The sequence below is a fragment of the Streptomyces sp. NPDC002536 genome (assembly GCF_053594995.1).
In genome coordinates this window covers 56,493-80,513 of the sequence record NZ_JBSFWU010000016.1, presented here as the reverse complement: position 1 = coordinate 80,513, position 24,021 = coordinate 56,493, and the positions used below count along the sequence as shown (strand labels likewise).

Below are 24,021 nucleotides of genomic sequence, written 5' to 3'. Positions count from 1 at the left end.
GACGACGATGGCCGACCGGGTCACGGTGATCGGGTGGGACGGCTCACCGCTGACGGACGCGGCCCGCTCCGCCGTGGGCGCCGCCACCCTGGTCGCCGGCGCGGCACACCACCTGGCCCTGCCCGAGATCCCGCCCGGCGCCGAGCGCATCCGCCTGGGCAGCGTCGACCTCGCCGCCCGCCGCATCGCCCAGCACCGCGGCTCGGCCGTGGTGCTCGCCGACGGCGACCCCGGCTTCTTCGGCGTCGTCCGCACCCTGCGCGCCCCCGAACACGGCCTGGAGGTCGAGGTGGTGCCCGCCGTCTCCGCCGTCGCCGCCGCCTTCGCCCGGGCCGGCATGCCCTGGGACGACGCCCAGGTCGTCGTCGCCCACGCCCGCGACCTGCGCCGCGCCGTCAACGTCTGCCGCGCCCACCCCAAGGTCGCCGTCCTCACCTCGCCCGGCGCGGGCCCCGCCGAACTCGCCCTGCTGCTCGGCCCCGTCCACCGCACCTTCGTCATCTGCGAGGAACTGGGCACCGAGCGCGAGCGCGTCACCGTCCTCACCTCCGACCGGGCCGCCGACCACACCTGGCGCGACCCGAACGTCGTCATCGTCATCGGCGGCTCCGGCACCGGCGCCACGGGCGGCGGCTGGATCGCCGGGCGCGACCCCGGCTACCCGCCGGCCGTCCGCGGCTGGGCCCTGCCCGCCGACGCCTACGGGACCCCGCTCGGCGAGGGCGAGTCCACCGAGCTGCGGGCCGCCCAACTCGCCCGGCTGGGGCCCCGCGTGGGCGACCTGGTCTGGGACATCGGCTCCGGCAGCGGCGCGGCCGCCGTCGAGGCCGGCCGGTTCGGCGCCGCCGTCATCGCCGTCGACCGCGACCCCGAGGCCTGCGCCCGCACCGCCGCCGCCGCGCGCCGCCACGGCGTGCAGCTCCAGGTCGTCCGCGGCACCGCGCCCCATGTCCTGGAGGACCTCCCCGAACCCGACGTCGTGCGCGTCGCCGGCGGCGGAGCCCCGGTCGTCGCCGCGTGCGCGGCGCGCCGTCCCGAACGGATCGTCAGCCACGCGGCGACCCGGGACGAGGCCGAGGCGGTCGGCCGCGTGCTCGCCGAGGGCGGCTATGCGGTGGAGTGCACTCTGCTGCAGGCAGTGGAGTTGGACACAAGCGCCTGGACCGAGCGCGAACGGGCCGTAACCTTCCTGCTCAGCGGCCATCGCCCCCACGGGTGAGATCGCGGACGTACACCCGGCCGGGGTAGGCTGGCGGACCGTTGTGCGGCCGCCCGGTGTCGGACACCACAGTCATCAATGCACCGAACGCGTCCCCCTTTTGGCGGGCACAGGGCAGGGTGGCAGCGGTGGCACGCACGTGCCGCGAGGCATGGACGCTCGTTGTGTGTATGGGCGTCAGCGGCTGGAAGGAGCACTACCGATGGGCGAGGGGTACGCATGACCGACACCGGCCGGTTCCCGGACGAGGGACAGCCGGAGAACGCAGGCGCACTGCCCGGGCACCCGCTCCCCGCGGATGCGCCGGCTCCTGCCGACACCGGAAGCCCGGCTCCGTACATCTTCCTCGACCAGGCGGACACCGCCGACGAGGACGACCTGCTGCTGATGCCGGGCGCCCAGGGCGCCTGGATGGAACAGCCGACCCTCCAGGGCGGCGGCACGCACGAGTCGGGCGGCCGGGACACCGGTTCCGTCGACTTCACCGGCGTCCGCACCTCGCCCCCTGCGGCTCCCGCCGCTCCGGCTGCCCCCGCGGCGGCCCGCCGTCCGCTGCACATGGGCCCGCCCGTGCCGGACCCGTCGAGCGGCGGCGTCGTCCGCTCCCTCGCGGACCGCGGCCCCGCCGCGCCGCAGCCGCCGGCCGCCACGCCGGTCCGCCCGCCCGTGCCCCAGGCCGACGCGGCCCCGACTGCACCCGCCGCGGAGCCGGTTGTGGCGTTCGTCCCGTCGCAGAACACCGGTGGCGTGCCGCCCCAGAGCACCCCGGCCGGGGGCGCCTCCGAGTCGATAGTGGCCGGTGCGGGATCGCCTGCCGGTGCTCCCGGGCCGGTGCAGCCGCCGGCCGAGGCGGCTGTTCCTGCGCAGGCTGTTCCTGTGCAGGCCGCGCCTGTGCAGCAGGCGCCGGAGCCGGTTGCCGTGCCGGAGCAGGCGGCGCCTGCCCCGGAGGAGCCGGTGCAGCCGGCGGAGCCCGAGCCGGTCGCCGTGCCGCAGGCCGCCGCCGTGGTCGTCCCGGAGGAGCCCGCGGCACCGGCCGCCCCGGTGCACGAGGAGCCTGCGCAGCAGGCCGTGGCCGCGGTGGTGCCGGATCAGGTCGCGCCCGTGGCGGCCGAGTCGGCCCCGCAGACCGGGCCCGTCCACCCCGAGCCCGTAGAGCAGCCGGTCGCCGTCGTGGAGGAGAGCGCTCCCGCGCCGGAGGCCGCCCCCGCGCAGCCCGAGCCCGTCCCGGCAGCAGTCGCCCCGGCGCCGGAGGAGCCCGCCCCGGCTCCGACGGTTCCTCAGGACCCCGCGCCGCAGGAGCCGGTGCCCGCCGCGCCGGCCGACCCCGCCCCGGTGCAGGCCGAGCCCGTGATGCCGGAGCCGGTCGTGGTGCCTCAGCCCGAGGCGGTTGCGGCGCAGCCCGAGCCCGTCGTGCCCGAGCCCGTCGTGCCGGTGGCCGCGCAGGCCGTTGTGCCGGAGCCGGTTGCCGTGGTGCAGCAGGCCGTTCCCGCCCCCGCCGAACCGGAGGCTCCGGTACCGGCCGAGGTGCCCGAGCCCGTGGCGGTCGAGGCGCCCGCTCCCGAGCCGGTCGCCGTGGCGCCGGCCGAGCCCGCGGCGCCGGAGCCGGTTGCCGAGGTCCAGGCCGAGCCGGCCGCCCCGACGGCCGTGCCCGAGCAGGCCGTTGCCCCGCACCCCGAGCCCGTGGCGCCCGAGCCGGCACCGGTGGAGCCGGAGCCGGTCGCCGTGGTCGAGGCCGAGCCCGCAGTGTTGACGGCGCCTCAGCCCGCCGCCGACCAGCACGCGGAGCCTGCGGCGCCCGAGCCGGAGCCGGTCGCCGAGGTCCGGGCCGAGCCCGTGACGCCGGTGGCGGCCGAGGCGGTCGCGCCGGAGACCGAGGTCCCCGCGCACCCCGAACCGGCCGCGCCCCGGCAGGACGCCCCGGCACCGGACGCCGAGGACCGGCCGCAGGCGGAGCCCGTCGAGCTCGTCGAGCCCGAGCCCGCCGAACCGGCCGGCCCCCCGGCCGACGGGTACGCCGCCGCCGAGCGCGAAGCGGTCCACCGCGTCATGCGCGAACGCCGCGACATCCGCAAGGGGTTCCGCACCGACCCGATCCCGCACGAGGTGCTGCTGCGCGTCCTCGAGGCCGCGCACACCGCGCCGAGCGTCGGGCACTCGCAGCCCTGGGACTTCGTCGTCATCCGCTCCGCCGAGACCCGGCAGACGATGCACGAGCTGGCCACCCGGCAGCGCGACGCCTACGCCAAGTCGCTGCCGAAGGCCCGGGCCAAGCAGTTCAAGGAACTGAAGATCGAGGCCATCCTCGACACGCCCGTCAACATCGTCGTCACCGCCGACCCCACCCGCGGCGGCCGGCACACCCTCGGCCGGCACACCCAGCCGCAGATGGCCCCGTACTCCTCCGCGCTGGCCGTGGAGAACCTCTGGCTCGCCGCCCGTGCGGAGGGCCTCGGCGTGGGCTGGGTCAGCTTCTTCGACGAGCGCGAGATGGTCCGCTCCCTCGGCCTGCCGGAGCACCTGGAGGTCGTGGCCTACCTCTGCATCGGCTACGTCGACGAATTCCCTGACGAGCCCGAGCTGATGCAGGCCGGCTGGTCCAAGCGCCGCCCGCTGTCGTGGGTGGTGCACGAGGAGACGTACGGGCGCCGCGCCCTGCCCGGCGAGGACCCGCACGACCTGCTCGCCGAGACCCTGCGCGGCATCCGCCCGCTGGACGCCAAGGCGCTCGGCGAGGCGTGGGAGCGCCAGAAGCGGATGACCAAGCCGTCCGGCGCGCTCGGCATGCTGGAGATCATCTCGGCGCAGCTGTGCGGCCTGTCCCGCAAGTGCCCGCCGCCGATCCCGGAGCCGGCCGCCGTCGCGATCTTCGCGGGCGACCACGGCGTCCACCACCAGGGCGTCACGGCCTGGCCGCAGGAGGTCACGGCCCAGATGGTCGCCAACTTCCTGGGCGGCGGGGCGGTCTGCAACGCCTTCGCCAACCAGGTCGGCGCCGAGGTCTGCGTCGTGGACGTCGGCGTGGCGGCCGAACTGCCCAGCACCCCCGGCCTGTTGCCGCGCAAGATCCGGCCCGGTACGAACGACTTCACCACCGGGCCCGCGATGACCCGCGAGGAGGCGCTGCGCGCCGTCGAGACCGGCATCGAGACGGCCCGCGACCTGGTCACGGCGGGCAACAAGGCACTGCTGACGGGCGAGATGGGCATCGCCAACACCACGGTGTCGGCCGCCCTCATCTCCGTCTACACGGGCGCGGACCCGGCCGAGATCACCGGCCGCGGCACCGGCATCAACGACGAGATGCACGCCCGCAAGGTCGACGTCGTGCGCCGCGCCCTGGAGCTGCACCAGCCGGACCCGGACGACCCGATCGGGGTGCTCGCCGCGATCGGCGGCCTGGAGCACGCCGCCATGGTCGGCCTGATCCTCGGCGGCGCCTCGCTGCGCACGCCGGTGATCCTGGACGGCGTGAGCGCGGGCGCGGCCGCCCTGGTCGCCCGCGCCATCGCGCCGGAGGCGCTCGCCGCGTGCATCGCGGGACACCGCAGCGCGGAGCCCGGCCACGTGGCCGCGCTCACCAAGCTGGGGCTGCGCCCGCTGGTGGACCTGGACCTGCGCCTGGGCGAGGGCACGGGTGCGCTGCTGGCGCTGCCGGTGGTGCAGAGCGCCGCCCGCGCGATGCACGAGGTGGCCACCTTTGACACCGCGGGTGTGACGGAGAAGGGTTGACGGACCCGTCGCAGGCGGGGTACGCCCCCAGGGGGTGTGCCCCGCCCGCCTGCTTCCCTGCACACAACGGCGTGTGCGCCGACGAACCCGTACCGCACTACGAGAGGCCGCACCGCCATGGCCGAGCACGCCCCCTACCCCGTCGGACTCCGTCTTGCCGGGCGGCGCGTCGTCGTTCTCGGCGCCGGCCAGGTCGCCCAGCGCCGGCTGCCCGCGCTGATCGCGGCCGGTGCGGACGTCCTGCTGGTGTCGCCCTCCGCCACGCCGTCCGTCGAGGCCATGGCCGAGGCCGGTGAACTGCGCTGGGAGCGCCGCCGCTACCGCGACGGCGACCTCGACGGTGCCTGGTACGCCCTGATCACCACCGACGACCCCGCCGCCAACGCGGCCGCCTCCGCCGAGGCCGAGGCCCGCCGCGTGTGGGCCGTGCGCAGCGACGACGCCACGGCCGCCTCCGCCTGGACCCCGGCCACCGGCCGCAGCGAGGGCGTCACCGTCGCCGTGCTCACGGGCAACGACCCGCGCCGCTCGGCGGCGCTGCGCGACACGATCGTCGAGGGCCTGCGCGACGGCTCGCTCGCCGCCCCGCACCACCGCCCCCGGCACAAGGGCGTCGCCCTCGTCGGCGGCGGTCCCGGCGACCCGGACCTCATCACCGTCCGCGGCCGCCGTCTGCTCGCCGAGGCGGACGTCGTCATCGCCGACCGGCTGGGCCCGCGCGATCTGCTGGACGAACTCCCGCCGCACGTCGAGATCATCGACGCGGCGAAGATCCCGTACGGCCGGTTCATGGCCCAGGAGGCCATCAACAACGCCCTGATCGAGCACGCGAAGGCCGGCAAGGCCGTCGTCCGCCTCAAGGGCGGCGACCCGTTCGTCTTCGGCCGCGGCATGGAAGAGGTGCAGGCCCTGGCCGAGCACGGCATCCCGTGCACCGTCGTCCCCGGCATCTCCAGCTCGATCAGCGTGCCGGCCGCGGCCGGCATCCCCGTCACCCACCGGGGCGTGGCCCACGAGTTCACCGTCGTCAGCGGGCACGTGGCCCCCGACGACCCGCGCTCCCTGGTGGACTGGGCGGCCCTGGCCCGGCTGCAGGGCACGCTCGTCCTCCTGATGTCGGTGGAGAACATCGGCAGGATCGCCGCGGTCCTGATCCACCACGGCCGCCCCGCGGACACGCCCGTGGCCGTCGTCCAGGAGGGCACCACGGCGGCGCAGCGCCGCGTCGACGCGACGCTCGCCACGGTGGGGGAGAGGGTGAAGGCGGAGGGCATACGCCCGCCCGCGGTCGTCGTGATCGGCGAGGTCGTGCGCTTCCGCGCCCCGTAGGGGCGCGGGGAACTGCGCGACCAGCCCCCACCAACCCGCAGCCGAACCACCGAGAAGAGCACACCCGCATGGCCGACCTGATCACCATCGACGACCCCGACGACCCGCGCCTGCACGACTACACGGGCCTGACCGACGTCGAACTCCGGCGCCGCCGCGAACCGGCCGAGGGCCTGTTCATCGCCGAGGGCGAGAAGGTGATCCGGCGCGCCCGCCAGGCCGGCTACGCCATGCGGTCGATGCTGCTCTCGGCCAAGTGGGTCGACACGATGCGGGACGTCATCGAGGAGTCCCCCGCCCCGGTGTACGCCGTCGCGCCCGAGCTCGCCGAGCGGGTGACGGGCTATCACGTGCACCGCGGCGCCCTGGCGTCCATGCAGCGCAAGCCGCTGCCCGACGCCGCCGGGCTGCTGCGCGGAGCGCGCCGCGTCGCCGTGATGGAGAAGGTCAACGACCACACCAACATCGGCGCCATCTTCCGCAGCGCCGCCGCCCTCGGCATGGACGCGGTCCTGCTCTCCCCGGACTGTGCCGATCCGCTCTACCGGCGCTCGGTGAAGGTCTCGATGGGCGCCGTCTTCTCCGTTCCGTACGCGCGCCTGGAGACCTGGCCGCGCGACCTGGAGACGCTGCGCGAGGCGGGTTTCCGGGTCCTGGCCCTGACGCCGGACGAGAAGGCCACGTCCATGGACGTGGCGGCCCCGCACCGTCTGGACCGCGTCGCGCTGATGCTCGGGGCGGAGGGTGAGGGCCTGTCGGCCCGTGCGCTGCGGGCTGCGGACGAATGGGTCCGCATCCCGATGGCGCACGGGGTCGATTCGCTCAATGTCGGTGCGGCGGCCGCCGTGGCGTTCTACGCGGTTACTTCGGGGCGCCCGGAGAGCTGAGCCTTACGGGGCGCCGGAGCGCGGCGCCTGTGATGTCACCGTCGCCGACTGCCCGTTCGTGTTGTGGGCCGGGCCCTGGCAGCCCTGTGCCGCCGCGATGCCCAGGGCGACGAGCAGCGTCACCACCACGAAGACGATCAGCCGCTGGCGCAGCAGCCGCCGGTCCGGCCCCGGGCGCCGGGTGCCGGGACGGGTGCCGCCCGGCCCCGCGGCGGGCGGCCGTGGGGCGCGGACCGTCTCGGCCGGCTGCGGATGCTGCCGGGCCTGCGGACGCGCGGGGGCGTGCGGGCGGGGCGTGGGCGAACTGCCCGGCTGCCGCTCGGTGCGCTGCCGCTCGTACTCCTCGGCCCGCCGTCCCTGCGGCCGGTCCGGCTCGCGCCGCGGCGCCGGCGGACGGACCTCCGACAGCCCGTGCGCCTCGCGCGCGGCGATCTCCTTCAGCCTCAGCGACAGTTGCAGCGTGCTCGGCCGGTCCTCGGGATCCTTGGCCAGACATGCGTGGAGGAGCGGAGCGAGCGCATCGGGCACGCCCATGAGCTGCGGCTCCTCGTGCACCACGCGGTAGAGCATGACCTCCGAACTGCCCTGCCCGAACGGGGAGTCGGCCGTGGCGGCGTAGGCCAGCGTGGCGCCGAGGGCGAAGACGTCCGTGGCCGGCGTCACCGCGGCCCCGCGCACCTGCTCGGGCGCGAGGAAGCCGGGCGAGCCGACGGCCGTGCCCACGTGGGTGAGGGTGCTCGCGCCGGTGGCCCAGGCGATCCCGAAGTCGATGATGCGGGGGCCCTTGGGGGAGAGCAGGATGTTCGACGGCTTGAGGTCGCGGTGGACCACTCCGGCATCGTGCACCGCCAGCAGCCCCTCGGCCAACGCGGCCCCGACGGAGGCGACCTGAGCGGCCGACAGCGGCCCCTCCTCGTTCACCTTGTCGTGCAGCGAGGGGCCGGGCACGTACTGCGTGGCGAACCAGGGCCGGTCCGCCTCCAGGTCTGCGGCCACCAGCCGCGCCGTACAGCCGCCGCGGATGCGCCGGGCGGCCGACACCTCGCGGGCGAAGCGCGAACGGAACTCCTGGTCCTCGGCCAGGTCCGGCCGGATCACCTTCAGTGCGACGCGCTGGCCGCGCCGGTCGGAGCCGAGGTAGACCACGCCCATGCCGCCCGCGCCCAGCCGCCGGTGCAGCCGGAACGAGCCGACGACACGCGGGTCCTCGCGCCGGAGCCGCATCATCGTCATCTTCGTCCCCTACCTCCGGTGGGGCCGCCCCACTTGGCCGCCCGCCGTACGCCCGGCGTCTGACGTGGCACAGCTTACGGATTGACGGCCGGGCGCGCTGAGAGGCCGCGCATGCGTCGGCAACGGGTTTGCCGGTGCCCGGCCGGGGTCCCTGGGAGGGGGCGCGGGGCGCCGGTTGCGGGCCTCCGGACCTGGGGGAGAGGCCAAGAAGCCATGGCGGAAGGGGGTTTGGCGGCCCCGCCGGACGGGCCGGGCCGCGTGGGCGCGGGAAGTGGCCGGGGACGGGCCGGAGCTGCGGCCCGGCAGGGCCCGAGTGATCGAAGTCACCTGCGGCCACGGGCCAGCGCCGGGGTGCGCCTCCGGGAAGTCCCCCAGGCGCGGGCCCGTGTTCTCCACCCAGGGGAGTAGCACCCGGGCTGCAGCCTCATCCTCGGGGAGGCCCGGCAATCGGTACGCGGGCATGACGTCCGGCCCCCGGCCCGCGCCTACTGTGGAACACAAGCGGCGGGCGACAGTACTCGTCCCCCGAGGTCGGACGCCCGCCGCCCTTGCAGCGGGACGCACAGGCAGGGAACGGAGGGAGGAGAGAGCATGTCGGACACGGCACGGCGCACCACGGCCGGCCGGGCGCAGCCGCCCGGTGCCGCGGAGATCTTCGGCGGGCGATCCTCCCCGACCCGCCACCCGCTGGTGGCCACGGTGATGGTGCTGCCCCTGGCGGCCTTCCTCGCGGTGGTCTTCGGCGGCTGGCACGCCGTCGTCACTCAGGCGTCGTCCGTGGCCGGAATGCTGGGGCGCTGAGCGCCCCGGGCCCGGGAGAGCGGCCCGGGCCGGGGACAGACCGGCACTGACCCCGTGGGGACGGGGGTGCGGCGGACGGCACGGCTGGCCGGGTACCTGGGGAGGTACCCGGCCAAGGCGTGTGTGCAGGCCGACGCCGCAAAAGGCCGGAGGCCGGAACACCGTGGTGCTCCGGCCTCCGGCCGATCATGGTGCGCGATACTGGGATTGAACCAGTGACCTCTTCCGTGTCAGGGAAGCGCTCTCCCGCTGAGCTAATCGCGCGGGGAAGATCCTTGCGGATCCAGTGGACGATACTGGGATTGAACCAGTGACCTCTTCCGTGTCAGGGAAGCGCTCTCCCGCTGAGCTAATCGTCCGGGCAGTGCTGCGTGCGCGATACTGGGATTGAACCAGTGACCTCTTCCGTGTCAGGGAAGCGCTCTCCCGCTGAGCTAATCGCGCGGGGAAGATCCATGGGGATCCAGTGGACGATACTGGGATTGAACCAGTGACCTCTTCCGTGTCAGGGAAGCGCTCTCCCGCTGAGCTAATCGTCCTTGGAGGTGGAGACGGGATTTGAACCCGTGTAGACGGCTTTGCAGGCCGTTGCCTCGCCTCTCGGCCACTCCACCAGGAGCGGGGGGTCGGGAAGATCCCCCACATCGAGCGGACGACGAGATTCGAACTCGCGACCCTCACCTTGGCAAGGTGATGCTCTACCAGCTGAGCCACGTCCGCAGTTTGTCGTTTCTCCGGGGCGCTTCCGCGTCCCGGCGACGTGTTGAACTCTAGCGGATTCCGGCTCCAGCTCAAATTCCGTTTCCGCAGCGTGCTGCGCTGATCCCGATCCGATCCCGTCCCCGGGTCGCCCGGAGGACCGCGCCATAGACTCGTTGACGTGCACGACCTCACCCCCATGGCCCGCTTCGGCGGGCTGCTCGCGACCGATCTGCGCGACGTGACCAGCGACCCCGCCGCTCTGGACTCCACGGGCTGGTGGGCGGTCGTCGCCGACTTCGAGGGCGGCCTGCACTGCGCCCGCTTCGCCGACGTCCGGCCCGCGCCGGCCCCCGCCCCGGTCCCCGGCCGCTGGCGCGGGCCCGCCCCGGACGCCTGGACCAGCTCGCTGGACCGGGACGCCTACATCGCGGGCGTCCGCCGCATCCGCGAGCACATCGCGGCCGGCGAGGTCTACCAGGCCAACCTCTGCCGGGTGCTGAGCGCGCCCCTGCCCGACCCGGCCGCCGCCGACGTCGACGCCCTCACCGCGCTGCTCGCCCGGGGCAACCCCGCCCCCCACGCGGGCACGGTGCGGCTGCCCGCCCACGGGGTGGAGGTCGCCACCGCCTCCCCGGAGCTGTATCTGCGCCGCACCGGCACCACGGTCGAGTCCGGGCCGATCAAGGGCACCGCCCGCACCGCGGACGAGCTGCTGGAGAAGGACTACGCCGAGAACGTCATGATCGTGGACCTGGTCCGCAACGACCTCGGCCGCGTCTGCGCCACCGGCTCCGTCACCGTCCCCGCGCTCTGCGCGGTCGAGCCGCACCCCGGCCTGGTGCACCTCGTCTCCACCGTCCGCGGCGAGACGGCGGAGAAGTACCGGGGACGGGCCTGGGCTGAGCTGTTCGCCGCCACCTTCCCGCCCGGCTCGGTCACCGGCGCCCCCAAGACCAGCGCCCTGCAGATCATCGAGTCCCTGGAGACCGCCCCCCGCGGTCCCTACTGCGGAGGCGTCGGCTGGGTCGACGCCGACCGCGGCACCGGCGAACTCGCCGTGGGCATCCGCACGTTCTGGATCGACCGGGCCGCCGTAGGCGGCCCCGTCCTGCGCTTCGGCACCGGCGCCGGGATCACCTGGGGGTCCGACCCGGAGGGGGAGTGGGCCGAGACGGAACTCAAGGCGGCCCGGCTGCTGGCGATAGCGTCGGGAACGTACCAGCCGCTCGGAGGGAGAATCCGGTGAAGATCTGGTTCGACGGATCCCTGTGCGACCCCGCGGACGCCAGGGTCTCGGTCTTCGACCACGGTCTGACCGTCGGCGACGGCGTCTTCGAGACGCTCAAGACCACCGACGGCCGGCCCTTCGCGCTCACCCGGCACGTGGCCCGGCTCGCCGCGTCGGCACGCGGCATCGGTCTGCCCGAGCCGGACCTCGACGAGGTACGGGCCGCCTGCACGGCCGTTCTCGGCGCCAACCCTGCGCCCCGGGGCAGACTCCGCATCACCTTCACCGGAGGGCTCGCCCCGCTCGGCTCCGACCGCGGCGACGGCGCCCCGACCCTCCTCGTCGCCCTGACCGAGGTCTCGCGCCGTCCGGACACCACGGCCGTGGTCACCGTCCCCTGGACCCGCAACGAGCGCGGTGCCCTCACCGGGATCAAGTCCACCTCGTACGCCGAGAACGTCGTCGCCCTGGCCCGGGCCCGCGAACAGGGCGCCTCCGAGGCCCTGTTCGCCAACACCGCCGGCCGGCTCTGCGAGGGCACCGGCTCCAACGTCTTCGTCGTCCTCGACGGCGCACTGCACACCCCGCCGCTCGCCTCCGGCTGCCTCGCCGGCATCACCCGGGCCCTCGTCCTGGAATGGGTCGGCGCCAAGGAGACCGACCTGCCCTTCGACGTCCTGGAACGTGCCGAGGAGGTCTTCCTGACCTCCAGCACCCGCGACGTCCAGGCCGTCCACACCCTCGACGGCCGCAGGCTCCCGGCCGCGCCCGGCCCGGTGACGGCGGAGGCGATGCGGGTCTTCGACGAGCACGCGGCGACCGTTCCCGATCCGTAAAGCCGGTGACGTACGGCCGCGTGGCCGGTACAACACCAACGTGACCACCACCCTGCGCCCCGCGGCCCCCGAACAGCGCACCGACGACGGCGGTCGGTCCCGCCGGTACGAGATCCGTGTCAACAGCCGCCCCGTCGGCAGCATCGACCTCGCCACCGACCGGCGCTTCGGACCCGGCGTCGGACGGATCGTCCGGCTCGGCGTCCAGGTGCCCGACCGGCGCCGCGGCCGGGGCACGGTCGCGGCCCTCGCCGCCGAGGAGGTGCTGCGCGGCTGGGGCTGCCGGCGGGTGGAGGTCTGCGTCGCCGCCGAACAGGCCGCGGCGGGCCTGCCGCTCGCCACCGCGCTCGGCTACACCGAACGCAACCGCACCATGGGCAAGCTCCTGTCCGCCGAGCCGCCGTCCCTGCCGGACGGCACCGGCGGACGGCCCATGACGGAGGCGGAGTTCGCGGTCTGGGAACCGGCCGCACGGGCGGAGTACGCGGAGCGCTGGACCGCATACGGCGTCCCCGCCGACCGGGCACGCGCCCAGGCCGAGGCCGATCACCGCGCCCTGCTCCCCGACGGCCGGAGCACCGAAGGCATGCTGCTGCGCGTCCTCACCCACCGCGGCATCCGGGTGGGCACCCTGTGGGCCGCCCTGCGCGGTTTCGTCTACCGGGTGGAGGTCGACCCCGGCCACCGGGGCCGGGGCCACGGCCGCTCCCTGATGCTCCTGGCCGAGACCGAGACCCGCACAGCCGGAGCGGACCGCCTCCGGCTCAACGTCTTCGCCGACAACCCCCCGGCACGGCGCCTGTACGAGTCACTGGGCTACGAGCCGGAGGAGTACCACTTGTCGAAGGAACTGCTCTAGCCGCGGGGAACTGCGCGATCAGCCACAGCCGACCTGCAGCGTTCAACCGGCCAGCAGCCGCTCGGCAATCTCCTCGACCCGCTGCCGCAGGCCATCCTGGCTCTTCCCGCCGTCCAGCCGCTCCCCGCCGATGACGTAGGTGGGCGTACCGGTCACCCCGATCGCCTTGCCCTCCGCCTGGTCGGCGTCGACGATCAGCATGTGCCGCCCGTCGATCAGCGCGGTGCCGATCTCCTCGGCGTCCAGCCCGAGTCCGGCCGCGATCTCGGCCAGCAGCGGCTCGCCCCGCTTCTCCAGTTCCTCGGCGCGGGCCAGCACCGCCTCGGCGTACGGCCACGCCCGTCCCTGCTCGGCCGCCTCCTCGGCAGCCTGCGCGGCGGCGTAGGAATGCTTGTGCTTCTCCAGCGGGAAGTGCCGCAGCCGGATCTCCAGCCGCTCGCCGAACCGGGCGCGCAGCGCACGCAGGTCGTCGAGGGCGGTACGGCAGTCGGTGCACTGGAGCTCGCACCAGACGTCGAGGACGACGGGGGCGGTGGTGTCGGTGTCGCTCATGGGACCAGTCTCCCAGCCCGTCCGGGGCGCGGAGATCTCGGTCCCGGGGAGGAGAACGCCCCCGAGACGACCCGGAGATCTCCCTGAGCCCCCGCCGGGCCGTGGCCTGCGCGGTCCGGGCCGGTGCAGGATGGAGGCAGAAGACCGTCACGACAGGAGGACCGGATGCTGACCTCGACCGTATGTGCCGCGGTGTCCGCGGCCGGCCTCGGCATCGCCGTGCTGACGGCCTACCGCAAGCGCTTCCTCGCCGCGACCCGCATCGCCGCCTACGCCCTGATCCCCGTCGGGCTGGTCCTGACCGGCGTCGTCGACTGGCTCACCGGCCTCGTCCTCAAGCCCTCCGTCTGGGCCGGCTTCGCCGTGCTCGCGCTCTCGGCCGTGCTGTTCGCGGTGAGCAGGGCCGTCGAGCGCCGCCGCGGGGGCAGCCGCAAGGAGCGCCGGGCGGCGGCCGCCGCCGCAGGGCCCGACGCCGTGGCCCCCGCCGCCTCGGCCCCCTCGCTCGGTCCCGCCCGCACCGAGCGCCCCACGGGCAGGACAAAGGCGAAGGCCCCCGCGTCCGACGGGGAGGATTTCTCCGACATCGAGGCGATCCTCAAGAAGCACGGGATCTGACGAACTCCCCTGCCGAGTTTGCGCGTTCGCCGGTGCACCGGGTCCGGGCTGCGCCATGATCGGCGGAGATGAACGACGAACCGGCCGAGATCACCGAGGAACCGCGCGGCTGCCTCTTCGCACTGTCGCAACCGCCCCTGATGTTCTTCCTGACCTTCATAGCCACCCTGATCCTGGTGACCGCGGTCCATGATCTCTACCGATGGTGACGCTCAGCCCGCCGCCTCCCGGCGGCGCGCCCGGTACGCGGCCACGTGGAGCCGGTTCCCGCAGGTGCGGCCGTCGCAGTAGCGGCGCGAGCGATTGCGCGAGAGATCGACGAAGGCCCGCCCGCAGTCCGGTGCCGCGCAGCGCCGCAGCCGCTCGCGTTCGCCCGCCACCAGCAGGAAGGCGAGCGCCATCCCGCCGTCCGCCGCCAGGTGCTCGGCCACGGAGGCGCCGGGCGCGAAGTAGTGCACGTGCCAGTCGTAGCCGTCGTGGTCGGTCAGCCGCGGCGTGGTGCCCGCTCCGGCGATCAGCACATTGAGCAACTCGGCCGCGGCCGGCACGGCCTCGGCGTCGAAGACCTGCGCGAACCGGTCCCGTACGGCCAGCACCGCCCGCAGGTCCTCGTCCTGCAGCACCCCGATCCCGCTGATCCCGTGGCGCTCGACGAAGCCCTGCAGTTCCTGCGGGTCGCCGGGGCCGCTGTTGAGGAGATCGACGACGGCATCCAGCGCACACCGGGTGTCATGGTTGATCAGCACGGATTCGGACGCTCCCTTGCCGGGCGGACGGGACGGGCGGGGCGGATGGTTCCGGGGCGGCATCTGTTCGACCGCGGGCACCGACCTTACCGGCGCCCGCAAGAGCGCAACGCGACGGCGCCGCCGCCGCGGAGGATCCGCGGCGACGGCGCCGTGTCGTGCCGTATGTGCAAGATGCTGCGCACTGCCTCCCCGAGTGGGCTGGTGCGCTCCGGAGGTCAGCTCTCGGCCAGGATGTGGGAAAGCTCCGTGTCCAGGTCGAAGTGACGGTGTTCGGTGCCCGGCGGGACGGCGGCGTCGGTCCGCTTCAGGAAGGACTCCAGCGCCCGGGCCGGGGCCTCCAGCAGCGCCTCGCCCTCGGGAGAGCTCAGCGCGATGCAGACGACGCCCTGACCGTGGCTGCGGGACGGCCAGACGCGGACGTCGCCGGTGCCGGTGGGCCGGTGCAGGCCCTCGGCGAGCAGGTCACGGGCGAAGACCCATTCGACCGTCTCTTCGGCTCCGGTGTGGAAGGTGGCGTGCACGGCATACGGATCGGCCGTGTCGTACCGCAGGCCTGCGGGTACAGGCAGTGAGGATTCGCTCGACACAACGAGGCGCAGGTGCAGCTCGCAGCTGACCGTGGTGTTCATAAGCGCCAGGGCCTTTCGCTCAGTGTGCGCTCGGGGATTCGCACGTCGGCGAAATCGACATGCCACCTACGGTGCCGTTGTAAACCCCTCTGACCGTTTTGAGGCTCTTCGGATACCTCGTACGGCCCAGTCGTGACGCCGTGTATACCGCCGAACCGGTCATTTCCGGAACGCGCCGGTGGACGTCGCGGTGCGCCGGGCGCGGAGAGCGGGGACACGGAGCGTGACGAACCGGGCGCAGCGGCGCCGCCGACCCCGCGCAGGGGGTTCGGCGCACCCTCTGACATGCGGTAATGTTTGCGGTGCGCCCGGGCGATTAGCTCAGCGGGAGAGCGCTTCGTTCACACCGAAGAGGTCACTGGTTCGATCCCAGTATCGCCCACCCTGGTACCGAGGGCCCGCAAGGAATACCACCTTGCGGGCCCTCGGTCTTTTGGTGTGCCCTGGCGGCATGCCCCGGCGCTCTCTCCATCGCTACCGTTTCCGCGACGCCTGGCCGCTGCCCGCACCCCCCGACGCCGTCTACACCGTCCTCGAGGCCGCGGAGGAGTATCCCGACTGGTGGCCGCAGGTCCGGCGGGTCGATCCCGTCGACGACACCGGCGGCACCGCGCGCTTCCGCTCGTTCCTGCCGTACGAGCTCACCGTCACCGCCCGCGAGACCCGCCGCGACCCCGCCGCCCGCGTCCTGGAGATCGCCATGACCGGTGACCTCGAGGGCTGGGCCCGCTGGACCGTCCTGGACCGCGGCAAGGCCGGCAGCCTGGCCCGCTTCGATCAGGAAGTGGAGGTCCGCAAGCCCGTGATGCGGCGCCTGGCCCTGCCCGGCCGCCCCTTCTTCCTCGCCAACCACGCGTGGATGATGCGCGCCGGCCGACGTGGACTGCGTGCCCGCCTGGACCGTGGGGCCCCGGGAATTTGAAGGAACGGCGCGATCACCTGTATTGTTCAGTGCGTTCCCGCGGGAAACCGCGAGAACGACCCGGGCGATTAGCTCAGCGGGAGAGCACTTCGTTCACACCGAAGGGGTCACTGGTTCGATCCCAGTATCGCCCACCCCGGCAAGGCCGGTCCGTCAACCGACGGACCGGCCTTGTGCGTTGTGGCCGGGCCCTCACGCCGCGGCGCGGATCTCCGGCCGCAGCGGCCATGCCGGGTCGCACTGTTCGTCGGAGCCGTTGCGCGCGAACCACGCCTGCAGGCCACGCGCCTGCGCCGCGTGCCACACCTCCTGCCGCGCGTGCAGCTCGGTCGGGCTCAGCCGGTCCAGGCGCGAGGCGAAGCGCCGCCCCACCGCCCGGACCACCTCCAGCGCCGCCACCGCGTCCGCGGACGCGTCGTGCGCCCCGGACAGCTCCACCCCGTAGTGCGTGCACAGGTCCGTCAGCGTCCGGCGGCCCTTGCGGTAGCGGTCCAGGTGCTTGTCGAGCACCCACGGGTCCAGCACGCACAGCGGCGACCCGGCCAGATACCCGGCCAGTGACGAGGCCCGGTGCCGGCGCAACTCGCGGTCCAGCAGCGTCAGATCGAACGGCGCGTTCATCACCACCAGCGGCACGCCGCGGGCGGCATGGCCGGCCAGCGCCCGGGCTATCTCCTCCATCACGGGGGACGGCCACCGGCCGTGCCGCTGCAGATGGGCCTCCGTCAGACCGTGGACGGTCGTCGCCCCTTCGGGGACCGGGACCCCGGGGTCGACCAGCCAGCGCGTCACCACCGGCGAGGCCCCCGCCTGTGACTGCGCCACGACCGCCGCCGACACGATCCGGTCGTGTTCGACGTCGACACCGGTGGTCTCGGTGTCGAAGGCGGCAAGTGCTCCTTCGAACCAGCACGGCATGTCACAACTCCTCGCGCTTGTCCGGCAAATGGCGTGTTTCCCCTCCCCGCCAGGTGATACCCGGCCGTAGTACGGACCGAACCGCCCCTGTTTGGCGGGGAGTTCGTGCGGAGACAACACAGTTGTACGGACCACAGGACAGGCGAGCCCGGAAGGCTTTCGGACATGGCGCTCGCGCAGCCCGACCCCGCCGCACCGACCGGCGGCCTGCTGACCCCACCGGTTCCCCCGCCCGGGCCGGTGCGCGGCACGCTCGCCGTCACGGCCTGCATGGAGACCCTGCAGATCGGCTATCTGCACGCGGTGGCCGCCGCAGCCGGCTGCTCGCTCGCCCAGCCCTTTCCCGACAACGGCATCGACTGGCACGTCAGCCACAGCGCCCCCGGGCACACCGCCGACGACGAGGTCACCATCAAGGTGCAGCTCAAGTGCACCTACCAGCTCGGCCCCTGGGCGGCGGTGCCCGGCGCCCGCACGTCGGTCCCGTTCACCCTCGACAACGACCACCTGGTCAAGCTCGCCCGCACCCCGGTCTCCGTGCACAAGATCCTCGTCGTGATGATCGTGCCCCGGAGCCCGGACGACTGGCTCCGCGCCGGCCACGACCACCTCGAACTGCGGCACTGCTGCTACTGGACCAATCTCGCCGGGCACCCCGTGACCGGCAGACGCCGGACCACCGTGCGGATACCGACCTCGCACGTCTTCGACGACCGCGCCCTCTGCGCAATCATGAACCGGGTCGGGGCGGGAGGGAGACCCTGATGCATCAACGGCCCGAGCACCGCCCCACCGCGGCCCGGCCCGCCCCGCCGCCCGACCCCCGCGTCCTCGCCGCCCTGCTCGCCCGGCACGGCTGGCGGCGCCGCGGCGGCGGCCACGGGCGCTACAGCCGCTGGACACCGCCCCAGGGCACCGGCGCCGGCACCAGCCTCCTCGTCCCGGAGAGCAGCGTCTTCCCCGACAGCGCCGACCTGCTCGCCGAGGCCCTCACCGCGCTCGAACGCAGTGCCGCCCCCTCCGCGCGCGCCGTCCTCATCGCCCTGCACCTGCCCAGTGACGAGATCCGCTGGTGGCGCGGGATCCCCGAACCCCGTGTCCCGGCCGCCGCCTGGACCGCGCAGGAGCGGCTGCGTGCAGGAGTCCGCGCCATGCTGCTCGCCGGCGCCCTCGCCGCCCGCGGCCCCGCCGGCCACCACGGTGCCCGGCGCCGCCGCGAGGCCGAGGCCTCCCTGGAGCCGCTCCTGGTGGGCCCCGCGCCGGGCGGCCGCGAGCTGACCGTTTTCGCCCCGGCGGACGGTTCCCGGGCCGTCGTCACCGCCCTGCTGCGCGCCCTGCAGGCGGCTCGCGACGGCTGCGACTACCAGCGGGCCACGGGGCGCTGGGACGCCCTCGACGCGGCCGTCGCGGCAGGGGTGAGCAGGGAGCTGACCGAGGCCGTGGTCGCGCTCGTCGGCGGCTCGGAGGGCATCCGCGTCGGCGTGGAGTGGGCGCCCGCCGCCGGTCCGCCCGGGGGCTTCGCCGCACGGCCCGAGCCCGTCGAGTTCAGCCCGGGCGACCTCCCGGCGCTGCGCGAGGCGGGCGCCCGGTACGTCCGGGACGAGCCCTCGGTGCCCGTCCTGCTCACCGCGGCCGTGGTGCGGATGCGCCGCGAGGCACAGGGCGGGGCGGGGACGGTGCGGCTGCGGGTGCTGGCCGGTGCGGACGTCACCCAGGTGCGGGCCCTGCTCGGTGCGGAGGACTACCGAATCGCCGGCTATGCGCACCTGCTCGGCCTGCCGGTCAGGGTGACCGGACGGCTGGAGAGCCGCAGCGGCTTCCGGCGGCTGGCCGACGCGGGCGGTGTGATGCCCGCGGAGGTGGACGAGGCGGAGCGGGACCGGCTGCTCAAATCGCTCCAGGAGAATCTCGAGGCCTTGGGGGAGAGGGACGGCGACGGCTGACCGTTTAGCGGGCAGTGGGCCCGGCTCGGTACGATTCAGGCCGCAGCGAACCGCTGTGGCATCCCGTGAGTCAGGAGAGACCGGTGTCAGACGTCCGTGTGACCATCCAACGCGATTCCGAGCGGGAAGAGCGCGTGGTGACCACGGGCACGACGGCCGCCGAGCTCTTCGCGGGCGAGCGCACCGTCGTCGCCGCCCGGGTCGCGGGCGAGCTCAAGGACCTCGCGTACGTCGTCGCCGACGGCGAGGAGGTCGAGCCCGTCGAGATCTCCTCCGAGGACGGTCTCAACATCCTGCGCCACTCGACCGCGCACATCATGGCCCAGGCCGTCCAGGAGCTCTTCCCGGAGGCCAAGCTGGGCATCGGTCCGCCGGTCAAGGACGGCTTCTACTACGACTTCGACGTCGAGAAGCCGTTCCACCCCGATGACCTCAAGGCCATCGAGAAGAAGATGCAGGAGATCGTCAAGCGGGGGCAGAAGTTCTCCCGCCGCGTGGTCACCGACGAGGCCGCCCGCGAGGAGCTCGCGGACGAGCCGTACAAGCTGGAGCTGATCGGCCTCAAGGGCTCCGCTTCGCACGACGACGGCGCGGACGTCGAGGTCGGCTCGGGCGAGCTCACCATCTACGACAACCTGGACGCGAAGACCGGGGACCTGTGCTGGAAGGACCTCTGCCGGGGTCCGCACCTGCCGACCACCCGCGTCGTCCCGGCGTTCAAGCTGATGCGCAACGCCGCCGCGTACTGGCGCGGCAGCGAGAAGAACCCGATGCTCCAGCGCATCTACGGCACCGCGTGGCCGACGAAGGACGAGCTGAAGGCGCACCTGGACTTCCTGGCCGAGGCCGAGAAGCGCGACCACCGCAAGCTCGGCGCCGAGCTCGACCTGTTCTCCTTCCCGGACGAGCTGGGCCCCGGCCTGGCGGTCTTCCACCCCAAGGGCGGGGTGATCCGCAAGGAGATGGAGAACTACTCGCGCCGCCGGCACGAGGACGCGGACTACGAGTTCGTGAACACCCCGCACCTCACGAAGGAACACCTCTTCGAGACCTCGGGGCACCTGCCGCACTACGGCGAGGCCATGTTCCCGCCCATCGAGTTCGACGGGCAGAACTACCGCCTGAAGGCCATGAACTGCCCGATGCACAACTTGATCTTCAAGTCGCGCGGGCGGTCCTACCGTGAGCTCCCCCTCCGCCTCTTCGAGTTCGGCACGGTCTACCGCTACGAGAAGTCCGGCGTCGTCCACGGCCTGACCCGCTCCCGCGGCTTCACCCAGGACGACTCGCACATCTACTGCACCAAGGAGCAGATGCCGGAGGAGCTCGACACGCTCCTCACCTTCGTGCTCGACCTGCTGCGCGACTACGGCCTGACCGACTTCGAGCTGGAGCTGTCGACCCGCGACCCCGAGTCGGACAAGTTCATCGGCTCGGACGAGGCGTGGGAGGAGGCCACCGAGGCGCTGCGCCAGGCGGCCGAGAAGCAGGGCCTGCCGCTGACTCCGGACCCGGGCGGCGCCGCGTTCTACGGCCCGAAGATCTCGGTGCAGGCGCGTGACGCGATCGGCCGTTCCTGGCAGATGTCGACCCTCCAGGTCGACTTCAACCAGCCCGCGCGCTTCGGCCTGGAGTACACGGCGGCGGACGGCTCGCGCCAGCAGCCCGTCATGATCCACCGGGCTCTGTTCGGCTCGATCGAGCGGTTCTTCGGCGTGCTGCTGGAGCACTACGCGGGCGCGTTCCCGGCGTGGCTGGCCCCGGTCCAGGCGGTCGGCATCCCGATCGGCGAGGCGCACGTGCCGTACCTGCAGGAGTTCGCCGCGGAGGCGAAGAAGCAGGGCCTGCGGGTGGAGGTCGACGCCTCCTCGGACCGGATGCAGAAGAAAATCAGGAACCACCAGAAGCTCAAGGTCCCCTTCATGATCATCGTCGGTGACGACGACATGAACGCGGGCACGGTGTCGTTCCGTTACCGCGACGGTTCGCAGGAGAACGGCATCCCGCGCGACGAGGCCATCGCGAAGATCGTCGACGTGGTGGAGCGCCGCGTCCAGGTCTGACGTTCCGCGGACGAACAACCCGAGGGGCGGCCCGCCAGGGCCGCCCCTCGGCGCGTCCCCGCCGGGGAATATGCTTCTCAGCATGACGAGTGAGCCGGAGCAGCAGTTCGGAGTCGGCGCTCCCGACGCCTTCCAGCGTCTGTGGACGCCCCATCGGATGGCGTACATCCAGGGGGAGAACAAGCCCACGGGTACGGGCGCGGACGACGGCTGCCCGTTCTGCTCGATCCCGGCCAAGAGCGACGAGGACGGGCTGATCATCGCGCGGGGCGAGCGCGTCTACGCCGTGCTCAACCTCTACCCGTACAACGGCGGTCACTGCATGGTCGTCCCGTTCCGGCACGTGGCCGACTACACCGACCTGGACGAGGCCGAGACCGCCGAGCTGGCCGAGTTCACCAAGCGCGCCATGCGGGCGCTGCGCGCCGCCTCCGGGGCCCACGGCTTCAACATCGGCATGAACCAGGGGGCGACCGCCGGCGCCGGCATCGCCGCCCACCTGCACCAGCACATCGTTCCCCGCTGGGGCGGGGACACCAACTTCATGCCCGTCGTCGGGCACACCAAGGTGCTGCCGCAACTGCTCGCGGACACCCGGAAGATGCTCGCCGACGTCTGGCCGACCGTATAGACCGGTAAACCGGTAAACCGGTAAACCGGTAAACCGGCTATTCGGCTGTACCGGCCTCTCCGGGAGGACACGGAACGGGGTAAATCGGGTAAACCACCCCGATTCCTACTAAAGAAGCTCTAATGGGACGGTGACTTTTCTTCACCGTCGCACCGTGCTGCGCGCAGCCGCAGGCGGCGCCCTCGCCGGAGCGGCCGGGGCGGGTGCCTCCGGCTGCACCGGGGACGGGGCACCGCCCCGCGCGCAGCCCTCCCGCCCGCCCGCGGCGAAGCCCCGGGTGTCCGTACCGCCGGGCGCGCCGCCCGTACTGCCCCGGCTGCCGGCCGGGCTGCCCGCCCAGATCGAGCACGGTCCGCGGCAGGGGCACGGCGTCGCCCTGACGTTCCACGGCCGCGGTGATGCGAAGTCGGCCCTCGCCCTGCTCTCCGAGGTGGAGCGGGCCGGGGCCCGGGTGACCGTGCTGGCGGTCGGCGACTGGCTGGACGCCCAGCCCCAGATGGCCCGCCGGGTGCTCGACGGCGGGCACGAGCTGGGCAATCACACCATGCGCCATCTCAGCATCTGCTCGATGGGCGCGAAGGCCGCCTACGCCGAGATCACCGAGTGCGCCGACCGGCTGCGCCGGCTCACGGGCGGCATCGGCCGCTGGTTCCGGCCGTCCCGGGCGCGGCGGGCCACCGACCAGGTGGCCCAGCTGGCGCGAAAGGCCGGTTACCCGCACGTCCTGTCGTACGACGTGGACTCCCTCGACTTCACCGACCCCGGCGCCGAGGCGGTCCGGCGTACCGTGCTGAATGCGGTGCGGCCCGGGTCGGTGGTGAGTCTGCACTTCGGGCATCCCGGCACGGTCGCCGCGCTGCCCGCGATCCTCGACGGCCTCCACCGCCGCGGTCTGCGTGCGGTGACGACTACGGAGCTGCTGACCCGATGATCCCGTTCTCGCCCGTTCGTCCCGGTCCTCGCCACCCCTTCCGTCCGGTCCGTTCGCGTCCGCTGCGCCGCCCCGCCGTGCTGGCGGCGTCCCTCTGCCTCGTTCTGGCGGCCGTCGCCGGCTGCGGCGGGGGCAGCAGCGGCAAGGAGGGGCCGGCCGCACGGCAGACGCATCCGGGCGGGCACGGCCAGGGGGCGGCGCGGGGGGTGCCGCAGGGGCTGCCGGGGATGCCGCCGCTGCTGGACCCGAACGACGTGTACGCGGCGGACCGGCCGAACGCTCTGTCGCCGGTGGTGCGGAACTTTCCGTCCCGGGTGTACGTGCCCAACACCGAGTCGGACACGGTCAGCGTGATCGACCCCAAGACGTACAAGGTCATCGAGACGATCCCGGTCGGCAACCAGCCGCAGCACGTGGTGCCGTCGTGGGACCTGAAGACGCTGTGGGTCAACAACGACCGCGGCCACACGCTCACCCCGATCGACCCGGCAACGGGGAAGGCGGGCAAGCCGGTCGACGTCCACGACCCCTACAACCTCTATTTCACCCCGGACGGCAAGTACGCGGTGGTGATGGCGTCGATGGACCGCGAGCTGGTGTTCCGGGACGCCCACACGATGAAGCGGATGAAGACCGAGCCGGTGAGCTGCCTGGGGGTCAATCACGCCGACTTCTCGCCGGACGGGCGGTACTTCATCGTCTCCTGCGAGTTCTCCGGTGAACTGCTGAAGGTGGACACGGCCCGGATGAAGGTGATCGGCCAGCAGAAGCTGCCGTTCGACGGGGCGATGCCGCAGGACGTGAAGATCGCCTCGGACGGGAAGACCTGGTACGTCGCGGACATGATGGCCGACGGGGTGTGGGTGCTGGACGGCGACAAGTTCACCGAGCCCTGGCTGATGCCGACGGGCAAGGGGGCGCACGGCCTGTACGTGAGCCGGGACTCGAAGTCGATGTACATCTCGAACCGGGGCGAGGGCTCGATCTCGGTGCTGGATCTGGCCACCCGCAAGCTGGTGAAGAAGTGGGAGCTGCCGGACGGCGGCAGCCCGGATATGGGCGGGGTGTCGGCGGACGGCAAGGAGCTGTGGCTGTCGGGGCGTTACAACAGCGAGGTGTACGTGATCGACACCAACGACGGTCACCAGATCGCCCGCATCCCGGTGGGGGCGGGGCCGCACGGACTGGCCTTCTACCCCCAGCCGGGTCGCTATTCGCTGGGACACACGGGGATCTTCAGGTGAG

The 24,021-nt window shown here is 73.4% G+C and carries 22 protein-coding genes and 8 tRNA genes; 19 read left to right on the top strand and 11 right to left on the bottom strand.

Annotation, left to right across the window (positions count from 1 at the left end; translation table 11 throughout):
- The first annotated feature begins 7 nt into the window (after positions 1 to 7).
- The 4 genes from cbiE (at position 8) to ACWD4B_RS08880 (ending at position 7,164) form a co-directional block, all read left to right on the top strand.
- Entirely contained in the window at positions 8 to 1,219 is a 1,212-nt protein-coding gene (gene cbiE / locus ACWD4B_RS08895) for a precorrin-6y C5,15-methyltransferase (decarboxylating) subunit CbiE (RefSeq protein WP_451420137.1), read from the top strand.
- Between the two features lie 219 nt (positions 1,220 to 1,438).
- Positions 1,439 to 4,948: a nicotinate-nucleotide--dimethylbenzimidazole phosphoribosyltransferase gene (cobT, locus tag ACWD4B_RS08890; RefSeq protein ID WP_451420136.1), complete on the top strand. Its 3,510-nt coding sequence runs from the start codon at positions 1,439 to 1,441 to the stop codon at positions 4,946 to 4,948.
- Positions 4,949 to 5,065: 117 nt separating this feature from the next.
- On the top strand, positions 5,066 to 6,277 hold the full coding sequence (gene cobA, locus ACWD4B_RS08885) for a uroporphyrinogen-III C-methyltransferase (protein WP_451420135.1): 1,212 nt from the start codon (positions 5,066 to 5,068) through the stop codon (positions 6,275 to 6,277).
- Between the two features lie 68 nt (positions 6,278 to 6,345).
- A complete protein-coding gene (locus tag ACWD4B_RS08880) occupies positions 6,346 to 7,164 on the top strand; it encodes an RNA methyltransferase (protein ID WP_336414321.1) in 819 nt (272 codons plus the stop codon).
- 3 nt (positions 7,165 to 7,167) lie between these two features.
- Here the strand turns inward: ACWD4B_RS08880 and ACWD4B_RS08875 are convergent, their stop codons facing one another.
- Positions 7,168 to 8,397, bottom strand: a complete 1,230-nt coding sequence (locus ACWD4B_RS08875) for a protein kinase domain-containing protein (protein ID WP_451420134.1) — start codon at positions 8,395 to 8,397, stop codon at positions 7,168 to 7,170.
- 591 nt (positions 8,398 to 8,988) lie between these two features.
- Between ACWD4B_RS08875 and ACWD4B_RS08870 the strand changes: the two genes are divergently transcribed.
- Positions 8,989 to 9,198 (top strand): hypothetical protein, encoded by a 210-nt coding sequence (locus ACWD4B_RS08870; RefSeq protein ID WP_336414323.1) that lies wholly within the window; start codon positions 8,989 to 8,991, stop codon positions 9,196 to 9,198.
- A gap of 189 nt (positions 9,199 to 9,387) precedes the next feature.
- Here the strand turns inward: ACWD4B_RS08870 and ACWD4B_RS08865 are convergent.
- The 6 genes from ACWD4B_RS08865 to ACWD4B_RS08840 all read right to left on the bottom strand — a co-directional run bounded on the left by ACWD4B_RS08865 (position 9,388) and on the right by ACWD4B_RS08840 (position 9,918).
- A tRNA-Val gene (locus tag ACWD4B_RS08865) sits at positions 9,388 to 9,462 on the bottom strand.
- Positions 9,463 to 9,485: 23 nt separating this feature from the next.
- Positions 9,486 to 9,557: transfer RNA gene (locus tag ACWD4B_RS08860), tRNA-Val, on the bottom strand.
- Between the two features lie 13 nt (positions 9,558 to 9,570).
- A tRNA-Val gene (locus tag ACWD4B_RS08855) sits at positions 9,571 to 9,642 on the bottom strand.
- A gap of 23 nt (positions 9,643 to 9,665) precedes the next feature.
- Positions 9,666 to 9,737, bottom strand: a tRNA-Val gene (locus ACWD4B_RS08850).
- Between the two features lies 1 nt (position 9,738).
- Positions 9,739 to 9,812: transfer RNA gene (locus ACWD4B_RS08845), tRNA-Cys, on the bottom strand.
- 33 nt (positions 9,813 to 9,845) lie between these two features.
- Positions 9,846 to 9,918 (bottom strand) — tRNA-Gly (locus tag ACWD4B_RS08840).
- A 160-nt stretch (positions 9,919 to 10,078) separates the two neighbouring features.
- Here ACWD4B_RS08840 and ACWD4B_RS08835 point away from each other — a divergent pair.
- Genes ACWD4B_RS08835 through ACWD4B_RS08825 form a run of 3 tightly spaced genes read left to right on the top strand, consistent with a single transcriptional unit; the run spans position 10,079 to position 12,823 of the window.
- The gene (locus tag ACWD4B_RS08835) at positions 10,079 to 11,146 is read left to right on the top strand and encodes a chorismate-binding protein (protein ID WP_451420133.1); all 1,068 of its coding nucleotides are present in this window, start codon (positions 10,079 to 10,081) and stop codon (positions 11,144 to 11,146) included.
- Positions 11,143 to 11,964, top strand: coding sequence for an aminotransferase class IV (locus tag ACWD4B_RS08830; protein ID WP_451420132.1), 822 nt, complete (start codon positions 11,143 to 11,145; stop codon positions 11,962 to 11,964). The genes ACWD4B_RS08835 and ACWD4B_RS08830 overlap by 4 nt, the downstream gene beginning before the upstream one ends.
- Positions 11,965 to 12,004: 40 nt before the next feature.
- Positions 12,005 to 12,823, top strand: coding sequence for a GNAT family N-acetyltransferase (locus ACWD4B_RS08825; protein WP_451420131.1), 819 nt, complete (start codon positions 12,005 to 12,007; stop codon positions 12,821 to 12,823).
- A gap of 42 nt (positions 12,824 to 12,865) precedes the next feature.
- Here the strand turns inward: ACWD4B_RS08825 and ACWD4B_RS08820 are convergent, their stop codons facing one another.
- Positions 12,866 to 13,375, bottom strand: a complete 510-nt coding sequence (locus ACWD4B_RS08820) for a DsbA family protein (protein WP_451420130.1) — start codon at positions 13,373 to 13,375, stop codon at positions 12,866 to 12,868.
- 165 nt (positions 13,376 to 13,540) lie between these two features.
- Here ACWD4B_RS08820 and ACWD4B_RS08815 point away from each other — a divergent pair, with 165 nt between their 5' ends.
- Positions 13,541 to 13,990 carry a hypothetical protein gene (locus ACWD4B_RS08815; protein WP_451420129.1) on the top strand — a complete coding sequence of 150 codons (450 nt, stop codon included), beginning with the start codon at positions 13,541 to 13,543 and terminating at the stop codon, positions 13,988 to 13,990.
- Positions 13,991 to 14,058: 68 nt separating this feature from the next.
- Positions 14,059 to 14,199: a hypothetical protein gene (locus tag ACWD4B_RS08810; RefSeq protein ID WP_336414329.1), complete on the top strand. Its 141-nt coding sequence runs from the start codon at positions 14,059 to 14,061 to the stop codon at positions 14,197 to 14,199.
- Between the two features lie 3 nt (positions 14,200 to 14,202).
- On the opposite strand, the gene ACWD4B_RS08805 is transcribed toward ACWD4B_RS08810, so the two are convergent.
- Together ACWD4B_RS08805 and ACWD4B_RS08800 are read right to left on the bottom strand one after the other, a co-directional pair.
- On the bottom strand, positions 14,203 to 14,736 hold the full coding sequence (locus ACWD4B_RS08805) for a CGNR zinc finger domain-containing protein (protein ID WP_451420128.1): 534 nt from the start codon (positions 14,734 to 14,736) through the stop codon (positions 14,203 to 14,205).
- Between the two features lie 218 nt (positions 14,737 to 14,954).
- Positions 14,955 to 15,368 carry an SsgA family sporulation/cell division regulator gene (locus tag ACWD4B_RS08800; RefSeq protein ID WP_003959770.1) on the bottom strand — a complete coding sequence of 138 codons (414 nt, stop codon included), beginning with the start codon at positions 15,366 to 15,368 and terminating at the stop codon, positions 14,955 to 14,957.
- A 310-nt stretch (positions 15,369 to 15,678) separates the two neighbouring features.
- On the opposite strand from ACWD4B_RS08800, the gene ACWD4B_RS08795 reads away from it, so the two are divergent.
- The 3 genes from ACWD4B_RS08795 to ACWD4B_RS08785 all read left to right on the top strand — a co-directional run bounded on the left by ACWD4B_RS08795 (position 15,679) and on the right by ACWD4B_RS08785 (position 16,424).
- A tRNA-Val gene (locus ACWD4B_RS08795) sits at positions 15,679 to 15,750 on the top strand.
- Between the two features lie 69 nt (positions 15,751 to 15,819).
- Positions 15,820 to 16,290: an SRPBCC family protein gene (locus ACWD4B_RS08790; protein WP_451420127.1), complete on the top strand. Its 471-nt coding sequence runs from the start codon at positions 15,820 to 15,822 to the stop codon at positions 16,288 to 16,290.
- Positions 16,291 to 16,352: 62 nt separating this feature from the next.
- Positions 16,353 to 16,424, top strand: a tRNA-Val gene (locus ACWD4B_RS08785).
- A 58-nt stretch (positions 16,425 to 16,482) separates the two neighbouring features.
- Here ACWD4B_RS08785 and ACWD4B_RS08780 read toward each other — a convergent pair.
- Complete coding sequence (locus tag ACWD4B_RS08780; protein ID WP_451420126.1) at positions 16,483 to 17,208, bottom strand: exonuclease domain-containing protein; 726 nt, start codon at positions 17,206 to 17,208, stop codon at positions 16,483 to 16,485.
- A 165-nt stretch (positions 17,209 to 17,373) separates the two neighbouring features.
- On the opposite strand from ACWD4B_RS08780, the gene ACWD4B_RS08775 reads away from it, so the two are divergent.
- The 6 genes from ACWD4B_RS08775 (at position 17,374) to ACWD4B_RS08750 (ending at position 24,020) form a co-directional block, all read left to right on the top strand.
- The gene (locus tag ACWD4B_RS08775) at positions 17,374 to 17,973 is read left to right on the top strand and encodes a DUF4365 domain-containing protein (protein WP_451420125.1); all 600 of its coding nucleotides are present in this window, start codon (positions 17,374 to 17,376) and stop codon (positions 17,971 to 17,973) included.
- On the top strand, positions 17,973 to 19,151 hold the full coding sequence (locus tag ACWD4B_RS08770; RefSeq protein WP_451420124.1) for a hypothetical protein: 1,179 nt from the start codon (positions 17,973 to 17,975) through the stop codon (positions 19,149 to 19,151). The genes ACWD4B_RS08775 and ACWD4B_RS08770 overlap by 1 nt, the downstream gene beginning before the upstream one ends.
- Positions 19,152 to 19,234: 83 nt before the next feature.
- A complete protein-coding gene (thrS, locus tag ACWD4B_RS08765; RefSeq protein WP_451420123.1) occupies positions 19,235 to 21,214 on the top strand; it encodes a threonine--tRNA ligase in 1,980 nt (659 codons plus the stop codon).
- A gap of 70 nt (positions 21,215 to 21,284) precedes the next feature.
- Positions 21,285 to 21,845, top strand: coding sequence for an HIT family protein (locus ACWD4B_RS08760; protein WP_451420122.1), 561 nt, complete (start codon positions 21,285 to 21,287; stop codon positions 21,843 to 21,845).
- 130 nt (positions 21,846 to 21,975) lie between these two features.
- Entirely contained in the window at positions 21,976 to 22,776 is an 801-nt protein-coding gene (locus ACWD4B_RS08755; protein WP_451420121.1) for a polysaccharide deacetylase family protein, read from the top strand.
- Positions 22,773 to 24,020, top strand: coding sequence for a YVTN family beta-propeller repeat protein (locus ACWD4B_RS08750; protein WP_451420120.1), 1,248 nt, complete (start codon positions 22,773 to 22,775; stop codon positions 24,018 to 24,020). The genes ACWD4B_RS08755 and ACWD4B_RS08750 overlap by 4 nt, the downstream gene beginning before the upstream one ends.
- The last annotated feature ends 1 nt before the right edge of the window (position 24,021 follow it).